Origin of the sequence: Longimicrobium sp. (genome assembly GCA_036387335.1) — a bacterium.
Taxonomy (GTDB): Bacteria; Gemmatimonadota; Gemmatimonadetes; order Longimicrobiales; family Longimicrobiaceae; genus Longimicrobium.
In genome coordinates this window covers 1-25547 of record DASVTZ010000206.1, presented here as the reverse complement: position 1 = coordinate 25547, position 25547 = coordinate 1, and the positions used below count along the sequence as shown (strand labels likewise).

General features: G+C 70.6%; 21 protein-coding genes, 1 tRNA gene and 1 pseudogene. 17 read left to right on the top strand and 6 right to left on the bottom strand.

What is annotated here, in order from left to right; genetic code table 11:
• The first annotated feature begins 61 nt into the window (after positions 1 to 61).
• The 7 genes from tmk to VF647_21060 all read left to right on the top strand — a co-directional run bounded on the left by tmk (position 62) and on the right by VF647_21060 (position 7146).
• Entirely contained in the window at positions 62 to 730 is a 669-nt protein-coding gene (tmk, locus tag VF647_21090) for a dTMP kinase (protein HEX8454588.1), read from the top strand.
• Between the two features lie 56 nt (positions 731 to 786).
• Positions 787 to 2430 carry a S41 family peptidase gene (locus tag VF647_21085; protein ID HEX8454587.1) on the top strand — a complete coding sequence of 548 codons (1644 nt, stop codon included), beginning with the start codon at positions 787 to 789 and terminating at the stop codon, positions 2428 to 2430.
• A gap of 127 nt (positions 2431 to 2557) precedes the next feature.
• Positions 2558 to 3568 (top strand): asparaginase, encoded by a 1011-nt coding sequence (locus tag VF647_21080; protein ID HEX8454586.1) that lies wholly within the window; start codon positions 2558 to 2560, stop codon positions 3566 to 3568.
• Positions 3561 to 4166: a carboxymuconolactone decarboxylase family protein gene (locus VF647_21075; protein HEX8454585.1), complete on the top strand. Its 606-nt coding sequence runs from the start codon at positions 3561 to 3563 to the stop codon at positions 4164 to 4166. The genes VF647_21080 and VF647_21075 overlap by 8 nt, the downstream gene beginning before the upstream one ends.
• Before the next feature lie 100 nt (positions 4167 to 4266).
• A complete protein-coding gene (obgE, locus tag VF647_21070; GenBank protein HEX8454584.1) occupies positions 4267 to 5295 on the top strand; it encodes a GTPase ObgE in 1029 nt (342 codons plus the stop codon).
• Between the two features lie 7 nt (positions 5296 to 5302).
• Positions 5303 to 6412, top strand: coding sequence for a DNA-processing protein DprA (gene dprA, locus VF647_21065; GenBank protein HEX8454583.1), 1110 nt, complete (start codon positions 5303 to 5305; stop codon positions 6410 to 6412).
• A 218-nt stretch (positions 6413 to 6630) separates the two neighbouring features.
• Entirely contained in the window at positions 6631 to 7146 is a 516-nt protein-coding gene (locus VF647_21060) for a hypothetical protein (GenBank protein HEX8454582.1), read from the top strand.
• Positions 7147 to 7319: 173 nt separating this feature from the next.
• On the opposite strand, the gene VF647_21055 is transcribed toward VF647_21060, so the two are convergent.
• Entirely contained in the window at positions 7320 to 8906 is a 1587-nt protein-coding gene (locus tag VF647_21055) for a lipopolysaccharide biosynthesis protein (GenBank protein ID HEX8454581.1), read from the bottom strand.
• Between the two features lie 151 nt (positions 8907 to 9057).
• On the opposite strand from VF647_21055, the gene hemW reads away from it, so the two are divergent.
• The 5 genes from hemW to VF647_21030 all read left to right on the top strand — a co-directional run bounded on the left by hemW (position 9058) and on the right by VF647_21030 (position 14085).
• Positions 9058 to 10215: a radical SAM family heme chaperone HemW gene (gene hemW / locus VF647_21050; protein HEX8454580.1), complete on the top strand. Its 1158-nt coding sequence runs from the start codon at positions 9058 to 9060 to the stop codon at positions 10213 to 10215.
• A gap of 403 nt (positions 10216 to 10618) precedes the next feature.
• Complete coding sequence (hrcA, locus tag VF647_21045; protein ID HEX8454579.1) at positions 10619 to 11668, top strand: heat-inducible transcriptional repressor HrcA; 1050 nt, start codon at positions 10619 to 10621, stop codon at positions 11666 to 11668.
• A gap of 25 nt (positions 11669 to 11693) precedes the next feature.
• The gene (gene dnaJ / locus VF647_21040) at positions 11694 to 12848 is read left to right on the top strand and encodes a molecular chaperone DnaJ (protein ID HEX8454578.1); all 1155 of its coding nucleotides are present in this window, start codon (positions 11694 to 11696) and stop codon (positions 12846 to 12848) included.
• Entirely contained in the window at positions 12845 to 13741 is an 897-nt protein-coding gene (locus VF647_21035) for a 50S ribosomal protein L11 methyltransferase (GenBank protein ID HEX8454577.1), read from the top strand. The genes dnaJ and VF647_21035 overlap by 4 nt, the downstream gene beginning before the upstream one ends.
• Positions 13738 to 14085, top strand: coding sequence for a histidine triad nucleotide-binding protein (locus VF647_21030; protein HEX8454576.1), 348 nt, complete (start codon positions 13738 to 13740; stop codon positions 14083 to 14085). The genes VF647_21035 and VF647_21030 overlap by 4 nt, the downstream gene beginning before the upstream one ends.
• A 134-nt stretch (positions 14086 to 14219) precedes the next feature.
• On the opposite strand, the gene VF647_21025 is transcribed toward VF647_21030, so the two are convergent.
• From VF647_21025 to VF647_21005, 5 genes are all read right to left on the bottom strand, one after another.
• Entirely contained in the window at positions 14220 to 14753 is a 534-nt protein-coding gene (locus VF647_21025) for a hypothetical protein (GenBank protein HEX8454575.1), read from the bottom strand.
• A 152-nt stretch (positions 14754 to 14905) separates the two neighbouring features.
• Entirely contained in the window at positions 14906 to 15604 is a 699-nt protein-coding gene (locus VF647_21020) for an AIM24 family protein (protein HEX8454574.1), read from the bottom strand.
• Positions 15605 to 15679: 75 nt separating this feature from the next.
• The gene (locus VF647_21015; protein HEX8454573.1) at positions 15680 to 15880 is read right to left on the bottom strand and encodes a hypothetical protein; all 201 of its coding nucleotides are present in this window, start codon (positions 15878 to 15880) and stop codon (positions 15680 to 15682) included.
• Positions 15881 to 16031: 151 nt separating this feature from the next.
• Positions 16032 to 18260: an aconitase family protein gene (locus VF647_21010; GenBank protein HEX8454572.1), complete on the bottom strand. Its 2229-nt coding sequence runs from the start codon at positions 18258 to 18260 to the stop codon at positions 16032 to 16034.
• Between the two features lie 102 nt (positions 18261 to 18362).
• Positions 18363 to 18941 (bottom strand): hypothetical protein, encoded by a 579-nt coding sequence (locus VF647_21005; protein ID HEX8454571.1) that lies wholly within the window; start codon positions 18939 to 18941, stop codon positions 18363 to 18365.
• A 128-nt stretch (positions 18942 to 19069) separates the two neighbouring features.
• On the opposite strand from VF647_21005, the gene VF647_21000 reads away from it, so the two are divergent.
• The 5 genes and pseudogenes from VF647_21000 (at position 19070) to VF647_20980 (ending at position 25491) form a co-directional block, all read left to right on the top strand.
• A tRNA-Ala gene (locus VF647_21000) sits at positions 19070 to 19142 on the top strand.
• Between the two features lie 166 nt (positions 19143 to 19308).
• Positions 19309 to 20280 carry an MBL fold metallo-hydrolase gene (locus VF647_20995; GenBank protein ID HEX8454570.1) on the top strand — a complete coding sequence of 324 codons (972 nt, stop codon included), beginning with the start codon at positions 19309 to 19311 and terminating at the stop codon, positions 20278 to 20280.
• A 205-nt stretch (positions 20281 to 20485) separates the two neighbouring features.
• Complete coding sequence (locus tag VF647_20990) at positions 20486 to 20866, top strand: hypothetical protein (protein HEX8454569.1); 381 nt, start codon at positions 20486 to 20488, stop codon at positions 20864 to 20866.
• 137 nt (positions 20867 to 21003) lie between these two features.
• Positions 21004 to 21360, top strand: a pseudogene (gene queD, locus VF647_20985) (6-carboxytetrahydropterin synthase QueD).
• A gap of 360 nt (positions 21361 to 21720) precedes the next feature.
• Positions 21721 to 25491: a PKD domain-containing protein gene (locus tag VF647_20980; GenBank protein HEX8454568.1), complete on the top strand. Its 3771-nt coding sequence runs from the start codon at positions 21721 to 21723 to the stop codon at positions 25489 to 25491.
• The last annotated feature ends 56 nt before the right edge of the window (positions 25492 to 25547 follow it).

The following is a 25547-nucleotide window of genomic DNA, read 5'->3' as shown; positions in this document are numbered from 1 at the left end:
TTCACTCGCCTGGGCAAACCCGGGCAAACCCGGTCCAACCCCCGGTTCAAACCCACCCACCATGACCGCACCGACCGAGCCGCGGGGCCTGTTCCTTGCCTTCGAAGGGGTGGAAGGCTCCGGCAAGACCACGCAGGTCCGGCTGCTCTCCGAGTTGCTCGCGGCGCGGGGGCGCGAGGCGGTGGTGGCGCGCGAGCCGGGGTCCACGCCGCTCGGAGAGAGGGTGCGCGCGACCGTGCTGGCGGACCTGGAGCTGGCGGTGCCCGCCCGGAGCGAGCTGTTCCTGATGCTGGCGGCGCGCGCGGCGTTCGTGGACCAGGTGGTGCGCCCCGCGCTGGCGGGCGGGCGGGTGGTGATCGCCGACCGGTTCGAGCTCTCCACCCTCGCCTACCAGGGCGGCGGGCGCGGGCTGCCGGCCGACGAGATCGCCGAATGCAACCGGATCGCCACGGGCGGCGTATCTCCACATGCGACCATCCTCCTGGAGCTCGATCCGGAGGAGGGCGCGCGGCGGCAGAGGTCGGCCGGGATGGATCCCGACCGCATGGAGAGCGCCGGGGCCGAGTTCCATGCCCGCGTGGCCGCCGCGTACCGCGAGATGGCCGGGCGCGTGGCAGGAGTCGTGCGGGTGGACGCGGGAGCGCCGCCCGTCGAGGTCCACGCCAGAGTGGTCGCCGAACTCGCAGCCCGGTTTCCGGAAACCTTTCCGGCAGGCGGGTTTACAAGATAAGCAGCACCAGCCGCGCTTTCCCCGCGGCCTCCCCGCATCGCTCCTTCGGAGGCGGAATGAAGCTCCATCGCACCATTGTCGCCCCCGCGCTGGTGGCCGGCGTCGCACTCGTGTCCGGCGGCTGGCTCCTGCAGCAGGGGAGCCGCGAGGACAGCGTCATCCAGCGCGCGCAGCTCTTCGACGAAGTCGTCCGCTACGTGCAGACGCGCTACGTCGATCCGCAGCCCGCATCGGAGCTGTACCAGAAGGCCATTAAGGGGATGCTCCGTGAGCTGGGTGACCCGCACACCACCTTCATGTCCGCCGAGGAGTACGCGCAGCTCCACCTGGCCACGAGCGGCGAGTACGCGGGGGTGGGGATCCAGATCGCGCCGCGCGACAACTACATCACCGCGGTGGGCGTCCTTCCCGGCACCCCGGCCGAGCGCGCCGGCGTGCGCGTGGGCGACCGCATGATCGAGATCGACGGGCAGGACGCAAAGGGGTGGAGCGACGAGCGGGCGGTCAAGGTGCTGCGCGGTCCCAAGGGCTCGCCGGTCACCATCAAGGTGCTGCGGGTTGGCGTGGACGAGCCGGTCACCTTTCGCATCGTGCGCGACGAGATCCACGTGAAGTCGGTGCCGTACGCGTACATGGCGTCGCCGGGGGTGGGCTACCTCAACCTCACCGTCTTCGCCGAGACGTCGACCGACGAGATCCGCGCGGCCATCACCCGCCTCAAGGGCGAGGGGATGAAGTCGCTGGTGATGGACCTGCGGAACAACCCGGGCGGCCTCCTCAACCAGGGCGTCTCGGTGTCGGACCTCTTCCTGAAGTCCGGCCAGGCCATCGTGGAGACCCGCGCCCGCGACCCGCGCGAGAGCGAGACCTTCCGCGCCCGCGACGACGCGTCGTATGCCGAGCTGCCGGTGATCGTGCTGGTGGACGAGTACTCGGCCAGCGCGGCGGAGATCGTGGCCGGCGCGCTGCAGGACCACGACCGCGCGCTGGTGGTGGGGAGCCCCACGTACGGCAAGGGCTCGGTGCAGTCGCTCTTTCCGCTGTCGGGGGGCAACTTCCTCAAGATGACCACCGCCAAGTGGTACACGCCGGCGGGGCGCTCCATCCAGAAGGAGCACGAGGAAGACGAGGATGGCCTTGCGGCCGAGGACACGGCGGAGGTGAGCCGCTCGGGGACGCCGATGCTGCAGGACACGGCCAAGCGCCAGCCCTTCCGCACCGACGGCGGACGCACGGTGTTCGGCGGCGGCGGCATCGTGCCGGACCTGGAGCTGAAGCAGGACTCGGCCACCGCGGTGGAGCGCGACTTCTTCCGCGCCCTGGCCAAGGACCTGGGGAAGTGGGAGAGCGAGCTGCTGCGCTACGCGGTGGAGTACGGCCGTAATACGCCGGGGCTCACCCCCGACTTCCAGGTGACGGCGGCAATGCGCAACACCCTCTTCGAGCGGATCGCCCGCGCGGGGATCGGGGTGACGCGCGCCCAGTACGACGCCGCCCAGCGCTACGTGGACCTGCGCCTGGTGAACGCCATCGCGCGGGCGCGCTTCGGCGAGAGCGTGGCGGCCCAGCGCAACGACGCCACCGATCGCGTGCTGCAGGAGGCGCTGCGGCTGGCGAGGACCTCTCCAACGCAGGCGGCGCTCTTCCGAGCGGCCGAAGCGGCGCGAAGCAGGCAGCCCGCGACGGCCAGCCGGAGATAAAGAGCGCCGGCAGGTAAAAGCGGCCAGCAGCGGGCAGGGGAGGAGGGGTGCCAAGGTGCCTCTCCTCCTTTATTTTACGGGTCCGCGGAAAACCCCGCGGCGGTGTGTCCCCGGACCAAGCGCGGCGATGACGGAAGCGGTGAGCGTGGTGGAGGTGGTGAGGAACGCGGTGCCGGAGAGCTGGCATCGCGTGCACGTGGCGGTGGTCGATGCGCGCGGGATGCTGCGCGCTTCCACGGGCGACCCGGAGCTGTCCACCTTCTTCCGCTCCTCGTCCAAGCCGATGCAGGCGCTGCCGCTGGTGGACGACGGCGCCGCCGAGCGCTTCGGCATCACCCCCGCCGAGCTGGCGCTCTGCTGCGGCTCGCACTCCGGCAGCGCGCGCCACGTGGCCGCCGCCGAGTCGATCCTGCTCAAAGCCGGCTGCACGGCGGAGGCGCTGGCGTGCGGCGCGCATCCGCCCTTCGACGACCACACGCGGCACGAGCTGGAGGAGGCGGGGCTGGCGCCCGGCCGGCTGCACAACAACTGCTCGGGGAAGCACGCCGGGATGCTCCTCCTGGCCCGGGCCCACGGCTGGGAGACGGAGGGCTATCAGCGCGTGGAGCACCCCGTGCAGGGGCGCATGCTGGCCGAGGTGGCGCGCTGGGCGCAGGTGCCGCAGGAGGCGGTCGGGCTGGGAACGGACGGGTGCGGCGTCGTGACATTCGCCCTGCCGCTGCGCCACATGGCCCTCGCGTACGCCGGCTTCGCGGCAGCGGCGCGCGCGGGCGAGCCCGGCCCCAGCCGCATCGTGGAGGCGATGACCGCGCACCCGGAGATGGTGGCTGGCGAGGGGCGCATCTGCACCGAGCTGACGCGCGTGGCGGGGGGCCGCGTCTTCGCCAAGATCGGGGCGGAGGGGGTCTACTGCGTCGGCGTGCCCGGCGCGGAGCTGGGGATCGCGCTCAAGGTGGAGGATGGAGCGCAGCGCGCCGCCGGCCCCGCCATCATCGCCGTGCTGCGCGAGCTGGACCTGATCTCCGAGGACGACCTGGGGCGGCTGCACACCTTCGTCTTCCCCGAGGTGGTGAACACGCGCGGCGAGACGGTGGGCCAGCTCCGCCCCCGCATCCACCTCACGACGCCGGATGCCTGACGCCGCCCTCCTGCGCCTGGCCGCATCGCTCGGAGCGCGCGACTCCGCCGCGATCCGCGCGGCGATGGAGAGCGCTCTGGATGCCGATCCCGTCGCGGTCGAGGAGGTCCTGCTCCAGTCGCACCTCTTCGTCGGCTTCCCGGACGCGCTGAACGCGCTGGGGCTCTGGCGCGAGGTCAGCGGCCGTCCCGCATCCCCCTCGCTCGGCGAGGACGCGCGGGAATGGGACGCGCGCGGCGAGGCGGTGTGCGCGACCGTCTACGGTTCGAACTACGAGAAGCTGCGTGCCAACGTCCGCTCGCTGCACCCGGACGTGGACGGCTGGATGGTGACCGGCGGCTACGGCCGCGTGATCGGCCGTCCGGGGCTTGACCTGGTGACGCGCGAGCTTTGCATCGCGGCGCTGCTGGCGGTGTGGAACGTGCCGCGCCAGCTCCACTCGCACCTGCGCGGCTCTTTGAATGCCGGCGCGACCGCCGAGCAGGTGGACGAAGCGGTCGAGGCGGCGTGCGCGTTTCTGGACGATGACCGTGCGGAGGAGGTCCGCGCGCTGTGGGGCGCGATCCGGCCCTCACCCCCCGGCCCCCTCTCCCGATAACAGGAGAGGGTGCCCCTCTCGTTATCGGGAGAGGGGGAGCACTGCAACTACGAGGGGCGCGAATGCCCCCTATTCCCTATTCCCTGTTCCCTAGTCCCTAGTGTTTTTAGATCACGCGACGATTCAGGTAAAGGCCGGCGACGGCGGCGGGGGCGAGGTGTCGTTCCGGCGCGAGACGGGGGTGCCGCACGGCGGGCCCAACGGCGGCAACGGCGGCAAGGGCGGCGACATCATCCTGCGCGCCGATCCGCAGCTCACCACGCTGATGGACTACCGTTACCAGCAGCACTACAAGGCGCAGCCGGGCGGACGCGGCCAGGGGTACGACCGCACCGGGCGCGACGGAGAGCCGCTCATCCTGCGCGTGCCGCTGGGCACCGTGGTCAAGGATGACGAGACGGAGGAACTGCTGGGCGAGCTGCTGACTCCCGGCGACGAGGTGGTGGTGGCGAAGGGTGGCCGCGGCGGGCGAGGCAACGCGGCCTTCGCCACGGCCACCAACCAGGCGCCCCGCCGCGCCGATCCGGGCGCGGAGGGCGACGAGCGCCGCATCGTGCTCGAGCTGAAGCTGATCGCCGACGTGGGGCTGGTGGGGGAGCCGAACGCGGGGAAGTCCACCTTCCTCTCCGCCGTCTCGGCCGCCACGCCCAAGATCGCCGACTACCCGTTCACCACCCTCACCCCCAACCTGGGCGTGGTGACGCTGAGCGACCACCGCTCGTTCGTCGTCGCGGACATCCCGGGAATCATCGAGGGGGCGCACGAGGGGAAGGGGCTGGGGCACCAGTTCCTGCGCCACATCGAGCGCACCCGCACGCTGGCGATCCTCATCCCGGCCGACGCGCTGGAGCCGCAGACGGAGTACGACCGGCTGCGCGAGGAGCTGTCGCGCTACTCGGAGGAGCTCGCGGCCAAGCAGCACTGCGTCGTCTTCAGCAAGGCGGACCTGCTTCCGCCCGACTGGGAGCAGCCGCGGGTGGATGCGCCCGAGGCGTGGGGGCAGTTCGTGATCTCATCCGTCGCGCGGCGCGGGCTGGACGCGCTTCTCGAAGGGTTGTGGACGCACGCCGCGCGCGTGGTGGCCGAGGAGATCGCCGCGGGCGAAGAGCCCGAGCCCTGGCGCCCCTGACCCACGCATGCCGCTCGATCCCGCCGCGCTGGAGCCGCTCCTCCGGCTGGCCGTGGTCCCGCGCATCGGGCCCGGCCGCATCGGCACCCTCCTGGCCCGCTTCGGTACGGCGGAGCGCGCGCTGAACGCATCCGTCTCGGCCGTCGCGGCGCTCCCCGGCTTCGGCGCGGAGATGGCTCGCCGCGTGGCGGAGGCGGGGTCGCCGGCGGGGCGCGAGCGGGCCCGCTACGCGCAGCAGCTCATGAACCGCGTCGGCGCCGTCGCCATCACGCCGGACGACGCGGCGTACCCGGCCGCCTTCCGCCTCCTTCCCGATGCGCCGTTCCTGCTCTTCGCCAGCGGCCGGCTGGAGCTGCTGGGGACGGCGGGGATCGGCGTCGTCGGCACGCGCGCGCCCACGCCGTACGGGCGCCAGGCCGCATCGTCTCTGGCGGCGGACCTGGTGCGGGCCGGCTACTCCATCGTCAGCGGAATGGCGAAGGGGATCGACGCCGCCGCGCACGCCGCCGCACTGGACGCGGGCGGCGCGACGGTGGGCGTGCTGGGGCAGGGGATCGACCGCGTCTATCCGCCCGAGAACCACCGCCTCTTCGCCCGCATGCGCGAGCGCGGCCTCCTCGTCACGGAGCTCGCTCCCGGCGAGGACCCGAACGCGGGCAACTTCCCCCGCCGCAACCGCCTGATCGCCGCGCTGAGCGACGGCGTGCTCGTGGTGGAGATGGGCGAAAGGAGCGGCGCGCGGCACACGGTGGAGTACACGCTGGAGCTGGGGCGCGAGGTCTTCGCCGTCCCGGGCCCCATCGGCTCCGCGGCGAGCGCGGGCACCAACCAGCTCCTCAAGGAAGGCGCGCGCCTCGTCACCTCCGCGCACGACATCCTCGAAGAGCTGCGCGGCGTCGGCCACCCCGCGCCCGTTCCTCCACCACCCGCGCCGCCTCCGGATCTCCCGCCACAGGAGGCGGCCGTCTTCGCCCTCCTCCACGGCGAGCCCCGCCACGTCGACGAGCTGGCCACCGCCGCGTCTCTTCCCACCGGCACGCTCCTCACCGCGCTTCTCAGCCTCGAGCTGCGGGACCTCGCCGAGTCGCTCCCCGGCAAGCAGTTCCGCCGCCGCTGACCATCGGAGAGTTTCCGCACGTGCCGGTTCGCCAGCTACGTACGCACGCCCAAGTACACTTCAGGACAATGTCATTGCACATCCTGAAAATCTGACGTACACTGCGGTCGCGGCGTGGATGAACGCCGGGGTGCCCTCCACGAAAAGGAAGCATGGCAACGTTACACGCAGCCGCCCACCGACGCATCGCGCGCGCGCAGGCCCACGCGGGCAGCGCGATGGCAGTCCTGCTCATGGCATGGCTCGCCACGGCGTGCGCGGGCGCCGCCTCACCGACCCCCGATGTGATCGCCGCGCCTCCCGCGGCGGCACCGACGGCGCACGCGTCGCTGGCGACCACCGGGTCCGAGTTGCAATCTTGCGTGGAACGGGGCTCCGGCCCGCCGAGCACCAGCGGGGTCAACGCTGCACCCCCCGCCGACACTATGCACCGCGGGATGCGCATCGCGGGGGCGCCCCCGGGGTTGGGGCAGTACGCGGCCGATGCGCCCTGGTTCATCAATGGCGAGGCGATTACCGTCGGAGGATCCCGGTACGTGAAGTCCGCCCGGTCGAACGTGTTCGGTGCATCGTCGGTCAAGCGCTTCGGGGAATACGAGCAACATGGCGTGGCGATCTACATCGACGCGGGGATGTCCGGCACCCGCCACATGCCGCCCGTCGTGTACGTGCCGGTGCGCCCAGGCTGCGAGTTCCACTTCTACGACCGAGTCTTCACCGCGAACGACACGTGAGACGCCCTCGCTGAGCGGCGCCGCAGGACCGAGGCGTGCCGGAGCGTGGCACGCCTTCAGTGCATTCGATCATGACACAGGCCGCTCGGGACGCGTGTACAACGTGCCCGAGCGGCCTCGCGTCAGCTAGCGGATCACCCTGGCTGTTGCTGAAAGTTGAAGGAATCGAGGCCCTACGATGCCCGCCCCGGCACGAGCCGTCGGATCACCGCGAACTCCCCCGCCCGGAAGAACCGCGTCAGCAGCAGCAGCGCGGGAAACGCGAGGAGTAGCAGCAGCTTGGCCGCCGCACCGAGGGCGGAGCCGGGCTCGATCGCACGCGGCAGGAGCCAGTGGTCCGTCGCGAAGATGGCGCCCGCGATGGCGCCCAGGTGCACCAGCCGGAACCATTCAAACGGGACCGGGAAGACGCGGTTCGCCGCCCGCGCGCCCAGCGCCGCCATCAGCGCGTACGATGCGGGGGTCGCCCACGCCACGGCGACCATCCCGAACCGCGCGCCTACCATGCACAACCCGAGGTTCACCAGCGCGCCCGCGCCCGCGATCCACGGCAGCACGCCCGTCCTGCGCTCCACGTACAGCCCCGCCGTCACCACCGCGTACACGCCGCTGAACACGTAGCCCAGCAGGATCACCGGGACGATGGAGAGCCCCAGCCAGTACGCCGGCGTGCGCGGGAAGTGGTAGACGGCCGGGATGCTCACCAGCACGGGCAGGAAGAGCGATACCGCCAGCAGGACGCCACTGCACACGATCATCAGTGCCGTCAGCACGCGCGAAAAGAGCTGCGGCGCTCCGGGCTGCTTCGCCTGCGTGAGCGAAAAGGGCGTCCACGCCATGCGGAACATCTGCACGACGAGGAGCATCGCCACGCCCAGCTTGTAGTTGAAGGAGTAGATGCCGACCGCGTCCTTGGTGTCCATCCCGTACACGGCGCGCGCGGTGGCGTCGGGGAGGGCGTTCAGGACCATGCGGTCGCCGTTCTCCACCAGCGCCACCGCCAGCGCCGCGGGAATCAGCGGCAGGGCGTAGCGCCAGAGCGGCCCCCACTCCGCGCCCCGCAGCGTCGCGGGGCGGAAGAGGCGCAGGATGATGGGGAGCATCAGCAGCAGGACGGCGAGGTTGGCGACCAAGTTGGAGAAGAAGATCGCCGACACGTCCCAGTGCAGCACCCCGATCAGCACCACGTTCAGCGCGATGCTCGCCCCCGCGAAGAGCAGCTTCAGCACGGCGTAGCGCTTCGCCTGGTTGCTCATCCGGAGCTGTGCGTACGGGACGGTCAGGAGCGCGTCCGTGTACACGATGGCCAGGATGTAGCGCACGGCGTAGACGGGGAGCTTCACCAGCTCCGCCAGCCAGGGCGCGGCCACCCATCCCAACGCCAGCCCCGCCGCCCCCACCGCCGCAATGGTGCCGAACGACATGCTGAAGGTGCGCTGCCGCGTCGTCAGGTCCGCGTCGCGGGTGGCCGCAGCGCCGCGCATGTACGCCACCTCCAGCCCCAGGAGGAAGACCAGCGACGCGAGCGGGATGTAGGTGTATACGACAGACTGCACCCCGTTGTCCGCGGGGGTGAAGGCGTAGGCGTAATACGGCGTCAGCAGGTAGCTGAGGAAGCGGCCCACGATGGAGCTGAGCCCGTACACAAGCGACTCGGACCCGAGCCGCCGCAGACGCGCGCCGAAGCCGGGGCCCGCGGACGGCGCGGCGACCCCGGAGCCCTCGGCCAGCGGCGCGGCGGATTCGTTGGCTTCGCTCACCGGAGTGCGCGCTGCGAGAGGAGCGGTTCGTTCAACGGATGATTCCGGTGTGGGAGGTATCGTCCGCGACGCCCTTTGCGAGCCTCGTGCCGCGCGGAACGTCCGGCGTGCTGCGGTGTCCCTGAGGTCCACCCGTCGCAAGGAGAGATCGTTGTCGTCTGGCCCATCCGCGCTGTACGTCCACGTTCCGTTCTGCGTGCGCCGTTGCTCGTACTGCGACTTCGCCGTGCAGGCCACGCGCGAGGCGCCCACGGCCGAGTGGCTCGACGCCATCGTTGGCGAGATGCGCCTGCTGGTGGACGAGCGCGGGTGGACGGAGCCGCTCGCGCTGGACACGGTCTACATCGGCGGCGGCACCCCGTCGCTCCTCGGGCCCGGAGCGATGGCGGAGCTGCGCGAGCGGCTGGCCCCCTTCGCCACCTGGAGCGACGCGGCGGAATGGGCGTGCGAGGCGAACCCGGAGAGCTTCACCGCGGCCACCGCCTCCGATTGGCGCGCGGCCGGCGTCAATCGCATCTCGCTGGGCGCGCAGACGTTCCACGAGCCCGCGCTGCGCTGGATGGGGCGGATGCACGGCGTCGATGGCCCGCGCCGCGCGATGGACGCCGCACGTGAGGCGGGCTTCGGCAACGTGAGCGTGGACCTGATCTTCGGCCTCCCGCAGCGCCTGGGCCGCGACTGGGGCGCGGACCTCCACCACGCGCTCACGCTGGAGCCGGAGCACATCTCCCTCTACGGCCTCACCGCGGAGGCCGCCGCGCCGCTGGGCCGCTGGGTTCTCGAGGGCCGCGAGACGCTCGCCGACGACGACCGCTACGCCGACGAGTACCTCCTTGCGCACCGCCACCTGACCGCGGCCGGCTTCCGCCACTACGAGGTCTCCAACTTCGGCCTTCCCGGCCGGGAGTCGCGCCACAACGGCGTCTACTGGACGGGCGCACCCTACGCCGCCCTCGGCCCCGGCGCGCACGCCTTCTACCCGCCGCTGCGCCGCTGGAACGTGCGAAGCTGGGACACCTACCGCGACTCCATCGCCGCCGGCCGCCTCCCGGTCGACGACGAGGAGACGGTGGACGACGAAACGCGCGCGCTGGAAGGAGCGTGGCTCGGTCTTCGCACGGACTCCGGCTACCCTCTCGCCGCCGCCTGCGACGCCGAGCTCCGCCTCGCCGCCGCCTGGCGTGCGCGGGGGCTGGCGCAGGGGGATGATGCGATCCTGCGGCTGACGGCTGAGGGGTGGCTGCTGCTGGATCGCCTGGCGGTGGAGCTGGCCGAAGCGGCGGAGGGGCGGGCGGTGCTGGCGGGATGAACCCGGGCGTAGAGGCACGGCAAGGGTGGGCGGACACGCAGGTCCGCCCCTACGAGGTGCCGTGTGGGCGGCGTGGGTGGTGCGTATGGGCGGGCGGCGGACCCCGGGAGGGCACGGGCAGCCACGCGGGGCTGCCCCTACGGGGTTTGGTGCGGCGGGGGCAGAGGGCGGTGTAGCGCGTGACACGGGCGCGATAAATCACGCCCCTACAGGCATCGGCGACAGGCAAAGGAAATCCGCCCCCTCTCTCGAGGACAGGAGGGCGCAGCCCTCTCCTGTTATCGGGAGTGGGGGCAGCGAGGAACGAGCGGGGGTGAGGGCCTCCTCCCCCCGGCATTGCGCCCCGCCCCCCGAACCGCGAAATTCAACGGGTTTTCCAGCGTTTTCCACGGGCCACGGACCCATGACCGAGCAGCCGCTCAGCGAGCGCGAGCACGAGGTGCTGGAGGCGGTGATCCGCACGTACGTGGAGACCGCCGAGCCCGCCGGGAGCCGCATGGTGGCCCGGCGCTTCGGGCTGGGGATCTCTCCGGCCACGGTGCGCAACACCATGAGCGACCTGGAGGAGAAGGGCTACCTCTTCCACCCGCACACCTCCGCCGGCCGCGTCCCCACCGACCTGGCCTACCGGCTGTACGTGGACGTGCTCATGTGCCGCACCCCGCTCACCTCCGGCGAGGAGCTCGCCATCCGCCGCGAGCTGGCGGCCGGGGCGGGGGAGGGGGCGGCCATCGAGCAGCTGGTGCGCAGGGCCGCGCAGGTGGTGGGGCTGCTCACGCAGGAGCTTGGGGTGGCGATGGCGCCGCGGCTGGACGAGGCCGTGCTGGAGCGGCTGGACCTCGTGCCGCTCGGCGAGGCCAAAGTGCTCCTGGTGCTGCGCCTGCGCGCCGCCGGGGTGCGCACCATCTACGTGGACGTGCCCACGCTCATCGCGCCCACGACGCTGGAGTCGGTGGGGCGGGTGCTGAACGAGCGGCTGGGCGGGCTCACGCTGGGGGAGATCCGCGCCACCCTCCCCGAGCGGCTGCGCGACACCGTATCATCCGGCCGCGGCGAGGCGGAGCTGCTCAACGTCTTCATGCAGCAGGCCGACGAGTGGTTCGCGGCGCCCGCGCACGGCGACGCGGACCTGCACCTGGGGCGCGCCTCGGTGCTGGCCGACCAGCCGGAGTTCGCCAGCGGCGACCGGCTGCGCGCCCTGATGGAGCTCACCGAGCGGCGCGACCTCCTCAAGCGAGTGGTGGGGACGCGCGCGGCCGGCGGCCTCAACGTCACCATCGGCGTGGAGCACGACGACCCGGCGCTCTCCAACTTCACCCTGGTGACCTCCGAGTACCGTTCCGGCGACCTCAAGGGCGTCATCGGGGTGATCGGGCCCACCCGGATGCCGTACGAGCGCGTGGTGGCGCTGGTGGACACCACTTCGACGCTAATTTCCGAACTTCTCGGCTGATTAAAGCCGCTGCGCAGATAATGGGATGAGAGACTACTACGAGATTCTTGCGGTGGAGCGTACCGCGGACGGCGAAGCAATCAAGAAGGCGTACCGCAAGCTCGCCCTCCAGTACCACCCCGACCGCAACGGCGGGGACAAGGAGGCGGAAGAGAAGTTCAAGGAGGCCACCGAAGCGTACGAGGTGCTCCGCGACGCCGACAAGCGCTCCACCTACGACCGCTTCGGCCACGCGGGCGTCAAGGGACGCGCGGGCGGCGGCGGGGGGCAGCAGTACGGCGGCTTCGGCTTCGAGGACGCGCTCAACATCTTCATGCGCGACTTCGGCGGCTTCGGCGGGCTGGAGGACCTCTTCGGCGGCGGGGCGGGGCGCGGGCGCGGCGGGGCGCAGCGCGGCAAGGACCTGCAGATCAAGCTGACCGTCACCCTTCCCGAGGTGGCCAGCGGGGTCAAGAAGACGGTCAAGATCCGCGCGCTGGACGCCTGCTCCAAGTGCAGCGGCGCCGGCTCCGAAGACCCGTCCGGTCCCACCACCTGCCCGGGGTGCCAGGGGGCGGGGCAGGTGCGCCGGGTGCAGCGCAGCGTTTTCGGCCAGTTCGTCAGCGCCAGCGTCTGCCCGCAGTGCCAGGGCGCGGGGCAGATCATCAAGAACCCGTGCAAGAAGTGCGGGGGCGACGGCCGCGAGCGCGGCGAGCAGACGCTCGAGATCCAGATCCCGGCCGGCGTCAGCACCAACAACTACCTGACCCTGCGCGGCCAGGGGAACGCGGGCCCGCGCAACGGACCGCGCGGCGACGTGATCGCGGTGATCGAGGTGGAGGACGATCCGCGCTTCGAGCGCGAGGACACCGACCTCGTCTTCGACCTCCCGCTCTCCTTCAGCGCCGCGGCGCTGGGGCAGGAGGTGGACGTCCCCACCGTGTACGGCGACGAGCGCGTGCGCATCCCCGCCGGCACCCAGAGCGGCGACGTGCTCACGCTCCGCGGCAAGGGCCTTCCGCAGCTCGGCGGAGGCCCCAAAGGCGACCAGCACGTCCGCATCCACGTGTGGACGCCGACGGAGCTTTCCGCCGAGCAGGAGGAGCTCTTCCGCCGCCTCGCAGAGCTTGAGGGCCCCGTGCCGACCGGCGACCGGCCGACCGGTTTCTGGAGCCGGGTCAAGGACGTGTTCGCCGCGTGAGCGCTCCCGACCGCTGGCTCGTGCTGTCGGTGCGGCTGGAGGATCCCGATCTGCGCGCGCTGGCCGGCGAGGCGCTCGTCGGGCTCGGCGCCGGGGCGGTGCAGGAGACGACCGACGCGCTCGTCACCTACCTCGCGCCGCCCGAAGACCCGGACGCGCTCGTCGAACAGGCGCGCGCCGCTCTCGCGGACGCGCTGCCGGACGGCGCATCTCCCGAGCTCTTGTGGCACTGGCAGGAGAACGAGGACTGGGCCCGCACCTGGAAGCAGGGGCTGGCCCCGCGCGTCCTGTCGCCGCGCCTGGTGGTGAAGCCGACGTGGACGGAGTGGGACGCCGCCCCCGGCCAGATCGTGCTCGACGTGGATCCGCAGATGGCGTTCGGGACCGGCGAGCACGCCACCACGCGCGGCTGCCTCCGCCTGCTCGACCGCGTGGTGCGCGAGGGTGACCGGGTGCTGGACGTCGGCTCCGGCTCCGCCATCCTCGCCATCGCGGCGGTGCGGCTCGGCGCGGCGGAGGCGGTCGCGGTGGAGTACGATCCCGACGCCAACATCAACGCGCTGGAGAACATCGAGCAGAACGGCACCGCCGGCCGCGTCCGCATCGTGGAGGCACTCGCCGAGCCGGGGATGATGGCGGAGCTGGGCCGCTTCGACCTGGTGCTCGCCAACATCCTGAGCGGCGTCATCCGCCCGCTCCTCCCCGCCTTCCGCGACGCGCTGGGCGGTGGACCCGACGGGCGGCTGATCGTGAGCGGCATCCTCCTCAGCGAGCACGCCGACGTCCTGCGCGACGCCGAGGCCGCCGGCTTCCGCATGCAGACCACCGACGAGGAGGACGAGTGGTGGAGCGCCCTCCTGGTGCCGGTCGCATCCTCCGCGAGAACTCCATGACCGACTGCATCTTTTGCAAGATCGCCGCGGGTGAGATCCCGTCGAAGCTGGTGTACCAGGACGAGCACGTCGTCGCCTTCCCGGACATCCACCCGGCGGCCCCGGTGCACGTGCTGGTGGTCCCCCGCAAGCACGTCCAGTCCGTCGCCCACCTCGCGGACACGGACCTGGAGCTCGCCGGCCGCCTCCTCCTCGCCGCGCGCAGCGTCGCGCAGCAGGCAGGCGTCGCGGATACCGGCTACCGCGTCGTCATCAACATCGGCGACGAGGGCGGCCAGACGGTGCCGCACCTGCACCTCCACGTCATCGGCGGCCGCCAGCTCACGGGGCACGGCACGGCCTGACACAGAGGCACAGAAAAAAGGCTCACGCAAAGGCGCGAAGACGCGAAGGAAAGTATTGGAAGTACTTTCTTTGCGCCTTTGCGCCTTCGCGTGAGGCTCTTTTTTTCGTGCACACGTATTCCCGAGAAACCGTGTCAAGCGGCTTCGCGGATCGGCAGGACGAGCTGCTCGCGGCTGGATGCTTCGGGCGCGATGTCGATGGTCGCCCGCGCGATCTGGCCGGCGGTGAAGGCGCGGAGCAGGACGCCCAGCGCACGCTCGGGGGAGTACTCCGGCACGCCCACGCGCTCGATCTCGGCGGCGTTTGTCCAGTCCAGCTTCCACCCCTCCAGCATGCTCAGGAACCCGTCGAGCGCGCGCGAGGGCGTGGGGTAGGCCGCGGGGCGGATCTGCGGCTCCGTCCAGATGCGGCTCCCGGGGCGAGCCCGCGCGGCTGGCGGCACGAAGACGCGGCGCAGCGCACGCCGGCTCCCCAGCTTTCGCTCGATCCGGCAGAGCGCCGCGTACTTCAGCCGGCGCGCCTCGATGGTCTGCGGCGCCTCCAACTCGCGCTGGAGCTGCTCGGCCGCGCGGGCGAGCTGCTCGGGGGTGAGCGCGGAGAAGTCGCGGATCGTCTCCGGCGCGTCCAGGTTGGGTGCGGCGGCGCTGCGCTTACGGGGTCGGCCCATGGTCACCTGGCTCGTGCGTGTGGCGAATTCGCTCGGCTGGAGACATCGGAGGAGGGCAGGGCGTGTGCCGTTGGCGGTTTGTAAGCTGTATCCATACAACGAAAAAGCGGCCCGGCAACGGATGCCGGGCCGCCCTTCAGGAGCCGGACGCGCTACTTCGAATCGGCCTGCATGTAGACCTCCTCGAACGGCTGCAGCACCACCCAGCCGTTCCCCTCGAAACGAAGCTGGATTGACTCGCCGCTCCCGCGCCCGATCAGCGTCTTGAAGGAGATGTCGGTGTGGATGCCCGGCGTCAGGTCGCCGGACCAGGCGACGGTGGCGTTGGGGTCGGTGAAGACGGGCTGGCCGGGCGTCACGCGCAGGGTGATGGGGTTGTAGTGCGTCGTGATCGCCACCATCCCCGGCCCGCTGACGCGGATGTTGAAGAGCCCGCCGGACGCCATCCCCGCCACGCGCCGCATCATCTTGATCTCGTAGCTCATCCCGTCTTCCAGCGCCAGCAGGTCGTTGCCGTTCACGAAGATGGTCTCGCCCGCGCCCAGGTTCAGCACCTGGATGCGCTTGCCGGCCTCGGCCAGGTACACTCGGCCGCGGCCCTCCATCTTCATGAGCGTGGCGCCCTCGCCGGTAACCATCTTCTTGAGCAGGTTGCCCAGCCCCTGCTCCAGCGCCCCCTGCCGCGTGAACTTGACGGCGCCCACGTAGCCGATCATCGCGCCCATCTTGCACCACACGCGCCCGTCGAGGTTCACCTCCAGCGTGTACGGGTTCTCCATCTCGAACTTGCCACGAGCGTCCTCCTTCTGGCTGGTGGCGGCGACGAACTCGTGTACGGTCTGGACGGGCATGGACTCTCCTGGCGTGTTGGGATCGCTCGGTGGGGCAGGGTGCTCGGGCGGCCGCGGCGGGGAGCCGCGCGCGGGTCAGCCGTCGCCGCGCTCGCCCCCCTCCGCCGGTACGGCCATGCTCTCGGGCGACATCGCCGCGCGCAGCTCGCGCATGGCCGCCGATGCGCTGCCGCCCGCGCGGGCCGCGCGCCCGGCCAGCACGCGCAGGATGTCGTCCCAATCCGTGTTGTCGGGAAGGCTCTGGATCAGCCGCAGGGCTTCGCTCTTAGGATTCATCGGGCTGCGATGGGGAAAGGGCGGGTTCCGAACAAAGGCCGAAGATACCGGCTCTCCGGTTCCCGCACAAGCGTCGTGTGGTGCGTGCCCAAGGAACGCGGCCCCCGGCACCGAAGCGCCGGGGGCCGCATCGCAAGAGCGGTTCCCGCGGCTAGACGCCGGCGGGCTCGCCCAGCGGCTCGTAGGCGGTGATGTACCCCGCCATCGCCGACGCCGCCACGGTGTAGGGCGAGGCCAGGTAGAGCTGCCCCGGCCCCGAGCGCCCGGGGAAGTTGCGGTTGATGGCGCTCACCGTCACGTCCGTCGGCTTACGGCTGACGCCCGGGCCCGCGTTGATGCAGGCGCCGCACGACGGCTCGATGAAGGTGGCCCCCACCGCCTCGAAGACGCGGTCGTACCCCTGCTCCTGGCAGTACGCGTACACCTCCTGCGAGCCGCACTGGATGTAGAGCTGCACGTGGTCCGGCTTGCGCTCGCCGCGCTCGTGCGCCTCGCGCAGGACGCGGGCGTACATGTCCATGTCCTCCTTCTTCCCGGCCGTGCAGCTCCCCGCGTACGCGATGTCGATGCGCACCGTCTCCGCCATCTCCTCTACGTACATCCCGTTCCCCGGGTCGCCGGGAAGCGCGATCATGGGGCGGAGCCGCGACGCGTCGATCTCGATCGTCTTCACGTACTCCGCGCCCTCATCCGAGAAGAGCCCCTCGCAGAGCGCCTCGGCCTCGGCGCGATCCATCCCGCGTTGCTGCACCAGGTACTCCACCGTCTTGGCGTCCGGCGCCACGAGGCCGGTGAAGGCGCCCACCTCGGCCGCCATGTTGGTCATGGTGGCGCGCTCGTCCACGGAGAGCGACTCCACGGCCGGCCCGGCGTACTCGATGATCTGGCCGATCGCGTGCCCGTCCTTGATGTACGGGTGGCGCAGGATCTCCAGCATGAAGTCCTTGGCCGTCACGTTCTCAGGCTTCTCACCCGTCACGACGACGCGGAACGACTTCGGCACCTCGACGCGCACGTCCTTGGTGATCCACGAGTTGAAGATCGCCGTCGTCCCCACGCCGAACGCCACGCACCCCACCGCCCCCGCGTGCGGCGTGTGGCTGTCCGAGCCGATGATGACGTGGCCGGGAAGCGCGTACGCCTCCAGGATCTTGCTGTGGCAGATCGCCTCGGAGCCGTGCTTCCCGTGCCCCAGCTCGCCGTACAGCCGCACCCCCTGCTTCTCCGCGAACTCGCGCTGCTTCACCTCGAGCTGGTTCGCCACGTCCAGCAGCCCGAGCTGCACGCGCTCCGGCGACATGGCGTCCTTGAGGAAGGTCAGGTGGTCGCGGAAGAAGAGGATCGACTCCGGCTCCAGCACCCGCTCGTCCGGCCCCACCAGCTGCTCGAAGAAGATGGCCGACATCGGCGTCACGTACTCGTGGCTGAAGCGGATGTCCGTCTGCACGAATCCCGAGTCGCCCGGCTGCACCCACTCCACGCCGATCTCGCCGCGCGCCAGGTCCTTGACCCAGTGCCGCGCAAAGATCTTCTCCGCGATCGTCATGGGGCGCGCCCGGCGGCCGTGCGCGTGCCCCTCGGGCGCCGTCAGCTTGTCCGACTCCACGTTGGACGTCGACGTGGCCACGAACTGCGCCGCCGCGTAGTCCACGCCGGTGTCCGGCCCGGGGCCGGGAAGGTTCCCCTCGCCGCTCCCGCGCATGGCGCGCACGTCGTCCGCGTCGGTGGGGGCGGGCGCGTCGCCGGGCATCCCGTGGTGGCAGGAGATGGGCGGCGTGTTCACCTTCCCCTGAAGACGAGCCACGTTGTAGTTGAAGAGCCCGCCGTGCTCGATGATCCCGCGCGTGATTTCGTCCGCCCCGTCCGTGAACTCGGTGAGCGGGATCGTCTCGCCGCTGCGGATGCGCTCCACCAGCTCGAAGTTGGTGGAGGTGAGGACGCCCAGGTTCTGGCAGTTCTCGCGGTAGATGCGCTCGATGTTCTCGGCGATCACCACCTTGATCCCGGCCATCATCTCCGCGTACGGGCTCTGCTCGCGCGACGACCCCTTGCCGCGCCGCCGCCCGCTGACCGAGGCCACGAAGCCGCCCTTCTTGACGCTCCCCTGCTTGATGGGGAACTGGTCGCCGGCCTTGAGCCCCAGGTACGGGAACTCGCCCAGCGTCTCGTCGAAGTAGTAGCAGATGTACGCCGGCGTGATCTCGTCGGTCGAGATGTTGTCGCGCAGCAGTGCGCGCACCTCGTCGGTCAGCTCGACGTCCTCGCCCTCCAGCTGGCGGCGCACCAGCTCGGGGTCGTCCACTAGGAAGAGGATGCGCCCTTCCAGCCGTACCTCCGGCGGAAGCGTTTCGATCGTACGGGAAAGAAGCGATTCGATCATCGGAATTTCCGTGTCCAGGATGGTGCGTTTTGGCTGCGCGTAAGATGGACCGAACGGGCGTTCGAGGCAACCCGCGCCCGGCTCGTCAGCGGGGTTCCGATCTCACGTGATGCGGCGTGACCGGGGAGGCGTGGGGAATGCGAGGCGTAGCAGGCTGCGGAGCCGGTCGCGGTACAGCCGAAGCTGGTCGAACGAGATATCCACCGGCTCACCCACGCTCCACCCGAACGTCGATCCCGCGGCCGCCATCCGGTTGATCCCGCTCTGGTCCATTCGCCGGACGCCGTGCGCCAGTGCGTTGCGGACCACCGCGACCTCCACGAGCCCCGCTTTGCCGTCCAGCACGTCGCCCCACGTCCGCCCGATCGTGCGCAGGAGCCGCTGCGCCCAGTCTTCGATTCCGCCGAGGTCGCGGGTGCTGAGCCCGAGATAATCCGCCGCCTGGCTTTCCGCGAGCGTGTAGCTGTAGATCAGAATTGCACCGTGGAGCAGCCGCTCGTCCCCCAGCGCACGGATGTGATCGTCGAGCGACACGCGGTAGCGCGCCGGACCGCTGACGGTGTGGATCCGCGCCGTGGACCGGTCCGCGAGCTCCAGGTTGTGCCAGAGTGCCTGCTCGCGTGCGAAGGCGATGCGGGTACTGTTGAGGAACCGGGTGGTACGGCCCCATTCGCTCCACATCTGACCTGCCCCGCTGGAAGAAGGTTGTATGATCGCCGTTCCATAAATCGGAATACCCCGTAGCGCCGGAAGCGGGCTGCCGTGCCTTGAATACTGAAGCGGACCTATGTATCTTTCTCGGTCTGTAGGGGGCGTTAGCTCAGATGGGAGAGCGCCGCATTTGCAATGCGGAGGTCATCGGTTCGATCCCGATACGCTCCATTTTCACAGGACAGCCCGCGGGACGGCACTTTGCCGCTCCGCGGGCTTTTTGTGGCACGCGGCTGGGGTCGTGAATGCGGAACTGATTCTTGTTAGACGAAGCGGCGCGCAGCGTGCGGGTGCGCACAGTCACGCCCGCGAACCCCAGCCAACACAGGAGCGCTCGATGTCTCTCACCCGCCGCGACTTCCTCGCCACCTCCGCAGTCACGCTCGGCGCCTTCGCTGGGCACCCGTTTCGCCTGCTGGCGCAGGCGGCGCAGCAGCCGGTGTTCACGCCGATTCGGCGCAACGTCGGCACGTTTACGATGCGCGGAGGGACCGTGGGGTGGCTCGTGAACCCGCGCGGCGTCGCGGTGGTGGACACGCAGTTCCCGGCGGAGGCGCGGGCGCTGCTGGCGGGGCTGCAGGAGCGGTCGCGCAACCGGGGCGTGGACGTGCTGATCAACACGCATCACCACGGGGACCACACGGGCGGCAACGGTGTGTTTCGCGGTGTGGCGCGGCGGGTGGTGGCGCACGGGATGGCGGACCAGCATATGCGGCGCGCCCCGCAGCCGCCGCAGCCGCCGCAGCCGCCGCAGCAGGCGCAGCCCGCGCAGCAGCCGCCAGCCCAGCCGGCCCCTCCACCGCCGCTTTACCCGGACACCATCTTTTCGCACACGTGGTCCACCGCGGTCGGCGACGAGCGCATCGTGGCGCGGCACTACGGGCGCGGGCACACGAGCGGCGACGCAGTCATCACCTTCGAGCGCGCGAACGTGGTGCACGTGGGCGATCTCGGCTTCCACCGGCGCCACCCCGTGGTGGACCGCGCGGCCGGCGCCTCGATGCGCAACTGGGCGCGGCTGCTGCGCGAGGTTGTGGACTCGCACGCGCGCGACACCATCTACATCTTCGGCCACGCCAAGGAAGGGCTGCCGGTCACCGGGAGCGGGGCCGAGCTGCTGCAGTTCCGCGACTACCTGCAGGCGGTGCTCGCGTTCGTGGAGCGGCACGTGGCGGCGGGGCGCTCGCGCGAGGAGATCCTGGCGATGCGCGCGGCGCTCCCCGGCTTCGAGGCGTGGGGGCCGTTTGGGCAGGCGGGCGCGCGCGACCCGATCAGCGTGGCGTACGAGGAGGTGACCACGGGAGCGTAGGCGCGGGTGGACCGGGCGACGAACAATCGAGAATAGACTGCATAGAGGCACTGAACGAAACCTCAGTGTCTCTGTGGCTTCCTCGCGACGTGCTGCTCGGCCGTAGCTCCTTCCTGGAGTTGATTTTTAGATAGATCTAAATTATAGTGTCGATGTTTCTAAACTAGCGAACTGCGTCGAGCGCACAGTCTTGGATGGAGCAGTCATGGAACGCGCAATCGAGTACGTCGCGGCGATCAACTGCATCGTGATCGGGCTGTCGCACGTGGTGCAGCCGCGCGCGTGGGCGGAGTTCTTCGTTTGGCTACGCGCAAAGGGCGCGGCGGGGAGCTTCGCGAACGGCTTTTTGAGCCTGTCGTTCGGGTCGTTGATCGTGGGATTCCACAACGTTTGGGTGGGAATCCCCGCCGTGCTCACCTTGCTGGGGTGGGCGCAGGTGGCGAAGAGCGTGGTCGCGTTCGTCCATCCGCAGGCGGGATTGCGGAGCATGGCGAGGGTCACACCCGAAGATGCGCGGATCTTCGTCGTGCCCGGAGCCGTGCTGCTGGGGATCGGCGGATTGCTCGCGTACCATCTCGTCGCTTAGGCGGGGACCGCGGCCGCAGGCTCCTGACGCTCTGGACGGGCGGCGGGGGCGCGGTGTAGATTCGCGGGCGAAGGTCTGGATCGGGCCGGGGTCCATCGTCGTGGTGGGCCCTTTTTCGTATTGGAGCGCGAGGCGGCATGGAGATCTTCAAGGAGTTCACCTTCGAGGCGGCGCACCGGCTACCCAACGTTCCGGAGGGGCACAAGTGCGCGCGGCTGCACGGCCACTCCTTCCGCGTGAAGCTGTACGTGAGCGGCCCGGTGGATCCGCACGCGGGGTGGGTGATGGACTTCGCGGGGCTCAAGCGCGCCTTCCGCCCGCTGTACGACGTGCTGGACCACAATTACCTCAACGACATCGAGGGGCTGGAGAACCCCACCAGCGAGAACCTCGCGCGGTAGATCTGGGCGCGCCTTCATCCCGCGCTGCCCGGCCTCAGCAAGGTGGCGGTGCGGGAGACGTGCACCTCCGGGTGCGTGTACCGCGGCGATTGAAAAAGCGTCACACAGAGGTCACAGAGAGAAACCGCAAGCCGCGGAGGAACTACTTTCGGTTCCTCTTGCCGTCCCCCCTCTGTGGCTCTGTGTGAGGCGCTGTTGTACTCCGTTGCATCGGAATAGTGTGGCACTCGCGCCCCAGCCCCCCTCCGCAACCCCGTCCGATTGACATACAACCCGTTTGTTAGCATATTGTTACATCTGTTCGTTGCCAGTATGCGGGAAACGGTATATCGTTGTGCGCGCGGATCGGGGAGGCCTCCAGGCTGAACCGACCCGTTGCTTTTTCCCGCAGGTCCCGCCGTTCCTTCCGCACCCACGCGGAAGTCTCTCCGAAATCCCTTACCGCGAGCTGTCATGCTGACGAAGTTGCTTCGGGCCGCAGGTGCGATGGTGCTGGCTGCTACGCTGGTGTCGTGCTCTGATGGAAACATGCTCGCCCCGACGCCGGGCGAGCTGCGGCTCACCACCGCTTCGACGGGCGGCGTCGTCATCAGCCAGGTGTACGGAGGGGGCGGGAACAGCGGCTCGGTCTACAAGAACGACTTCATCGAGCTCTTCAACTCCAGCGCGTCACCGGTCTCGCTGGCCGGCTGGTCGGTGCAGTACGCCAGCACCACGGGCACCAGCTGGCAGGTGACGGCGCTCTCGGGCACCATCGCCCCCGGCGGCTACTTCCTGGTGCAGGAAGCGGCGGGCACCGGCGGCACCACGGCGCTTCCCGCGGCCAACGTGGTCGGCACCATTCCGATGGGCGCCACCGGCAGCAAGGTCGCGCTCGTGAGCAGCATTACCGCGCTCACCGGCAGCTGCCCGCTCGGACCCAGCGTGATCGACTTCATCGGCAGCGGCGCCGCGAACTGCTTCGAGGGCTCCGGGGCCGCTCCGGCGCCGAGCAACGCCAACTCGAATCTCCGCAAGGCCGACGGCTGCACGGATACGGACGTCAACTCCGCGGATTTCGTGGCGGTTGCCGCCGCCCCGCGCAACTCGGCTTCGGCCACGCGGACCTGCCAGGCGGTGCCGGCGCGCCCGGTGGTGACCGTCACCATCGCGCCGACCGACGCCGCAATCACCGTCGGCACGCAGCAGGAGCTGGTGGCGACGGGCAAGGACGACTCCGGCAATCCGGTCGCCGGCACGACGTTCACCTGGACGACCAGCAACGCCGCGGTCGCCACGGTCAGCTCGGCCGGCATCGTCACCGCCGTCGCTCCGGGTACGGCGACGATCACCGCCACCACGCCGAACAACGTGTCCGGCAGCGCCACCATCACGGTGAGCGCCGCCAGCGGCTCGGCGAGCAACGTGCGCATCTCCGAGTTCCACTACGACAACGACGGCACGGACACGGGCGAGGCGGTCGAGATCGAGGGCGACGCCGGCGGCTCGCTCGCCGGGTGGAGCCTGGTGCTCTACAGCGGCTCGACCGGTTCGGCCACGCAGGGTCAGTCGTACTCCACCATCGTCCTTTCGGGCACCCTCCCCTCCACGTGCGGCACGCACGGCGTGCTCTCGTTTCCGGCGGCGGGGCTGCAGAACGGCGACAAGGACGGCTTCGCGCTGGTGAACGCCGGCGGCACCGTGGTCGAGTTCCTTTCCTACGAGGGTAGCTTCACCGCCACCAACGGGCCGGCCGCCGGGATGACCTCGACCGACGTGGGCGTCGCCGAGACGGGCACGTCCGCCGCGGGCCGCTCGCTGCAGCGCGCCGGCAACGGCACCTGGTACGGGCCCAGCGCCAGCACGTTCGGCGCCTGCAACCCGGCCACGCCGCCCCTTCCGCAGACGGGGATCACCTTCACCGGCCGTCACCCGACCACGGACCCGGCGCTGCCGATCGGCATGCAGGACCAGCTGTTCGCCACGCTGCGCGACGCGGGCACGGGCGCGACCATCCCCACCGTCTTCGCGTGGACTTCCGAGACCCCGCTGATCGCCACGGTGGACCAGGACGGCGTGATCACGGCGGTCTCGGCGGGCACGGCCACCTTCCGCGCCACGGCGACGGACGGCACCACGGCCACCTATTCGCTGCCCATGCACGTGGCGACGGCGAGCCAGACGGCGCAGTACGGCCACAACACCGAGTTCGGCGAGCCGACGGACGCGGACGCGAGCGACGACTACCTCATTCGCTACGCGCAGTTCACCTCGTCGTTCAACAAGAACCGCAACACCCCCAACTGGGTGAGCTACAACATCGACGCCACGCACTTCGGCGCCGAGGACCGCTGCGACTGCTTCACCTACGACGGCATTCTGCCGGCCGACTTCCCGCGCTACACCACGGCGGCGTACACCGGCGCGGGCACGTTCCACGGGTACGGCATCGACCGCGGCCACCTTGCCCGCTCGTTCGACCGCACGGCCGGGAGCTTCGACAACGCGCACACGTACTACTTCAGCAACATCATCCCGCAGGCCGCCGACAACAACCAGGGGCCGTGGGCGCTGATGGAGAACTACCTGGGCGACCTGGCCCGGCGCGACAACAAGGAAGTGTTCGTGATCGCGGGCGTCGCCGGCAGCAAGGGGACGCTGAAGAACGAGGGCCGCATCGTGATCCCGGCGCAGGTGTGGAAGGTGGCCGTGGTGATGAACCGCGACCAGGGCCTGGCGAACGTCGACAGCTACGACGACGTGGAGGTGATCGCCGCCATCCTGCCCAACGACGCGGGGATCCGCAACGTGCAGTGGGAGACGTACAAGACGACGGTGGACGCGGTGGAGGCGATCAGCGGCTACGACATCCTGGCCGCGCTGCCGGACCGCATCGAGCGGGTGGTTGAGAGCGGAACGCGCGCCCCGGTGGCGCACGTCGACGGGCCGTACCTGGGCGCCGAGGGCTCGGCCATCAGCCTGAGCGCCAACGGCTCCACCGATCCGGACGGCGACGCGCTCACCTACGCCTGGGAGTTCGGTGACGGCACCACGGGCACCGGCGCGAACCCGTCGCACGTCTACGCCGACAACGGCGCGTACATCGCCCGCGTGACGGTGAGCGATCCGTCGGGCGCCGAGGACGTGGCGAGCACTTCGGTGACGGTGGTGAACGTGGCGCCTTCGCTCGGCGCGATCGCGGACGGCCTGGTGGCGCGCAACGTCGCCTACACGGCGGCCGGCACCATCGTGGACCCGGGCAGCGACAGCTGGACCGTGACCGCCGACTACGGCGACGGCAGCGGCGTGCAGGCGGTGGCCGTCAGCGGCCGCGGGTTCACGCTCTCGCACAGCTACGCCACGCTCGGCACGTACACCGTCACGGTGACGGTGCGCGACGACGACGGCGACTCGGACACGAAGACGGCGCAGGTGGTGGTGCAGAACGGCGCGCCCTCCGCCTCGGCCGGCAGCGGGTACGCGGGGAGCGAGGGCTCGGTGATCTCGTTCAACGCCGCCGGGTCGTCGGATCCGGATGGCGACGCGCTGACCTACTCCTGGAGCTTCGGCGACGGCACCACGGGCACCGGGGCCAACCCGACGCACGTGTACGCCGACAACGGCAGCTACACGGCCACCGTGACGGTGACCGACGCCTTCGGGGCGACGGACCAGGCGACGGCCACCGTGACGGTGGGCAACGTGGCGCCGAGCGTCCACGTCTTCGCCGGTGGCACGATCTTCCAGGGTGAGACGTTCTCCGGGTCCACGTCGTTCGACGATCCGGGCGCGGACCAGTGGACCGCCACGGTGGACTACGGCGACGGGACCGGCACGCACGCGCTGGCCATCTCGGGGCGCAACCTGGCCCTCTCGCACAGCTACTCCGCGGCGGGCACGTTCACCGTCACGGTGACGGTGCGCGACAACGACGGCGGCGTGGGCACGCAGACGGCGACGGTGACAGTGCAGAGCCCGGCGGAGGGTCTGCAGGGGCTCCAGGCGGCGGTCTCCACGCTGGAGCGCGCCGGCAGCCTGACCAGCGGCAACGCGCAGGCCCTGCTGGCCAAGCTGCGCGCCGCCGACGCCTCGCTGGCCCGCGGCGACGAGACTCCCGCCGTGAACCAGCTGCAGGCGTTCGTCAACCAGGTCAACGCGCTGGTCCGCAGCGACCGCCTCACGCAGGCCCAGGCCGACGCGATGACGGCCGCCGCCCGCCGGATCATCCGCAGCATCCAGATGTAATCGCTGCGGAGGGCAGGGCAGGATAGGAGGCGGGGCCCGGAGGCGACTCCGGGCCC

Excerpts from the sequence above, each read along its gene's own strand:
- tmk (HEX8454588.1), top strand. The coding sequence starts at position 62 with ATGACCGCACCGACCGAGCCGCGGGGCCTGTTCCTTGCCTTCGAAGGG.
- VF647_21085 (HEX8454587.1), top strand. The coding sequence starts at position 787 with ATGAAGCTCCATCGCACCATTGTCGCCCCCGCGCTGGTGGCCGGCGTC.
- VF647_21080 (HEX8454586.1), top strand. The coding sequence starts at position 2,558 with ATGACGGAAGCGGTGAGCGTGGTGGAGGTGGTGAGGAACGCGGTGCCG.
- VF647_21075 (HEX8454585.1), top strand. The coding sequence starts at position 3,561 with ATGCCTGACGCCGCCCTCCTGCGCCTGGCCGCATCGCTCGGAGCGCGC.
- dprA (HEX8454583.1), top strand. The coding sequence starts at position 5,303 with ATGCCGCTCGATCCCGCCGCGCTGGAGCCGCTCCTCCGGCTGGCCGTG.
- VF647_21060 (HEX8454582.1), top strand. The coding sequence starts at position 6,631 with ATGGCAGTCCTGCTCATGGCATGGCTCGCCACGGCGTGCGCGGGCGCC.
- hrcA (HEX8454579.1), top strand. The coding sequence starts at position 10,619 with ATGACCGAGCAGCCGCTCAGCGAGCGCGAGCACGAGGTGCTGGAGGCG.
- dnaJ (HEX8454578.1), top strand. The coding sequence starts at position 11,694 with ATGAGAGACTACTACGAGATTCTTGCGGTGGAGCGTACCGCGGACGGC.
- VF647_21030 (HEX8454576.1), top strand. The coding sequence starts at position 13,738 with ATGACCGACTGCATCTTTTGCAAGATCGCCGCGGGTGAGATCCCGTCG.
- VF647_21025 (HEX8454575.1), bottom strand. The coding sequence starts at position 14,753 with ATGGGCCGACCCCGTAAGCGCAGCGCCGCCGCACCCAACCTGGACGCG.
- VF647_21020 (HEX8454574.1), bottom strand. The coding sequence starts at position 15,604 with ATGCCCGTCCAGACCGTACACGAGTTCGTCGCCGCCACCAGCCAGAAG.
- VF647_21015 (HEX8454573.1), bottom strand. The coding sequence starts at position 15,880 with ATGAATCCTAAGAGCGAAGCCCTGCGGCTGATCCAGAGCCTTCCCGAC.
- VF647_21010 (HEX8454572.1), bottom strand. The coding sequence starts at position 18,260 with ATGATCGAATCGCTTCTTTCCCGTACGATCGAAACGCTTCCGCCGGAG.
- VF647_21005 (HEX8454571.1), bottom strand. The coding sequence starts at position 18,941 with ATGTGGAGCGAATGGGGCCGTACCACCCGGTTCCTCAACAGTACCCGC.
- VF647_20995 (HEX8454570.1), top strand. The coding sequence starts at position 19,309 with ATGTCTCTCACCCGCCGCGACTTCCTCGCCACCTCCGCAGTCACGCTC.
- VF647_20990 (HEX8454569.1), top strand. The coding sequence starts at position 20,486 with ATGGAACGCGCAATCGAGTACGTCGCGGCGATCAACTGCATCGTGATC.
- VF647_20980 (HEX8454568.1), top strand. The coding sequence starts at position 21,721 with ATGCTGACGAAGTTGCTTCGGGCCGCAGGTGCGATGGTGCTGGCTGCT.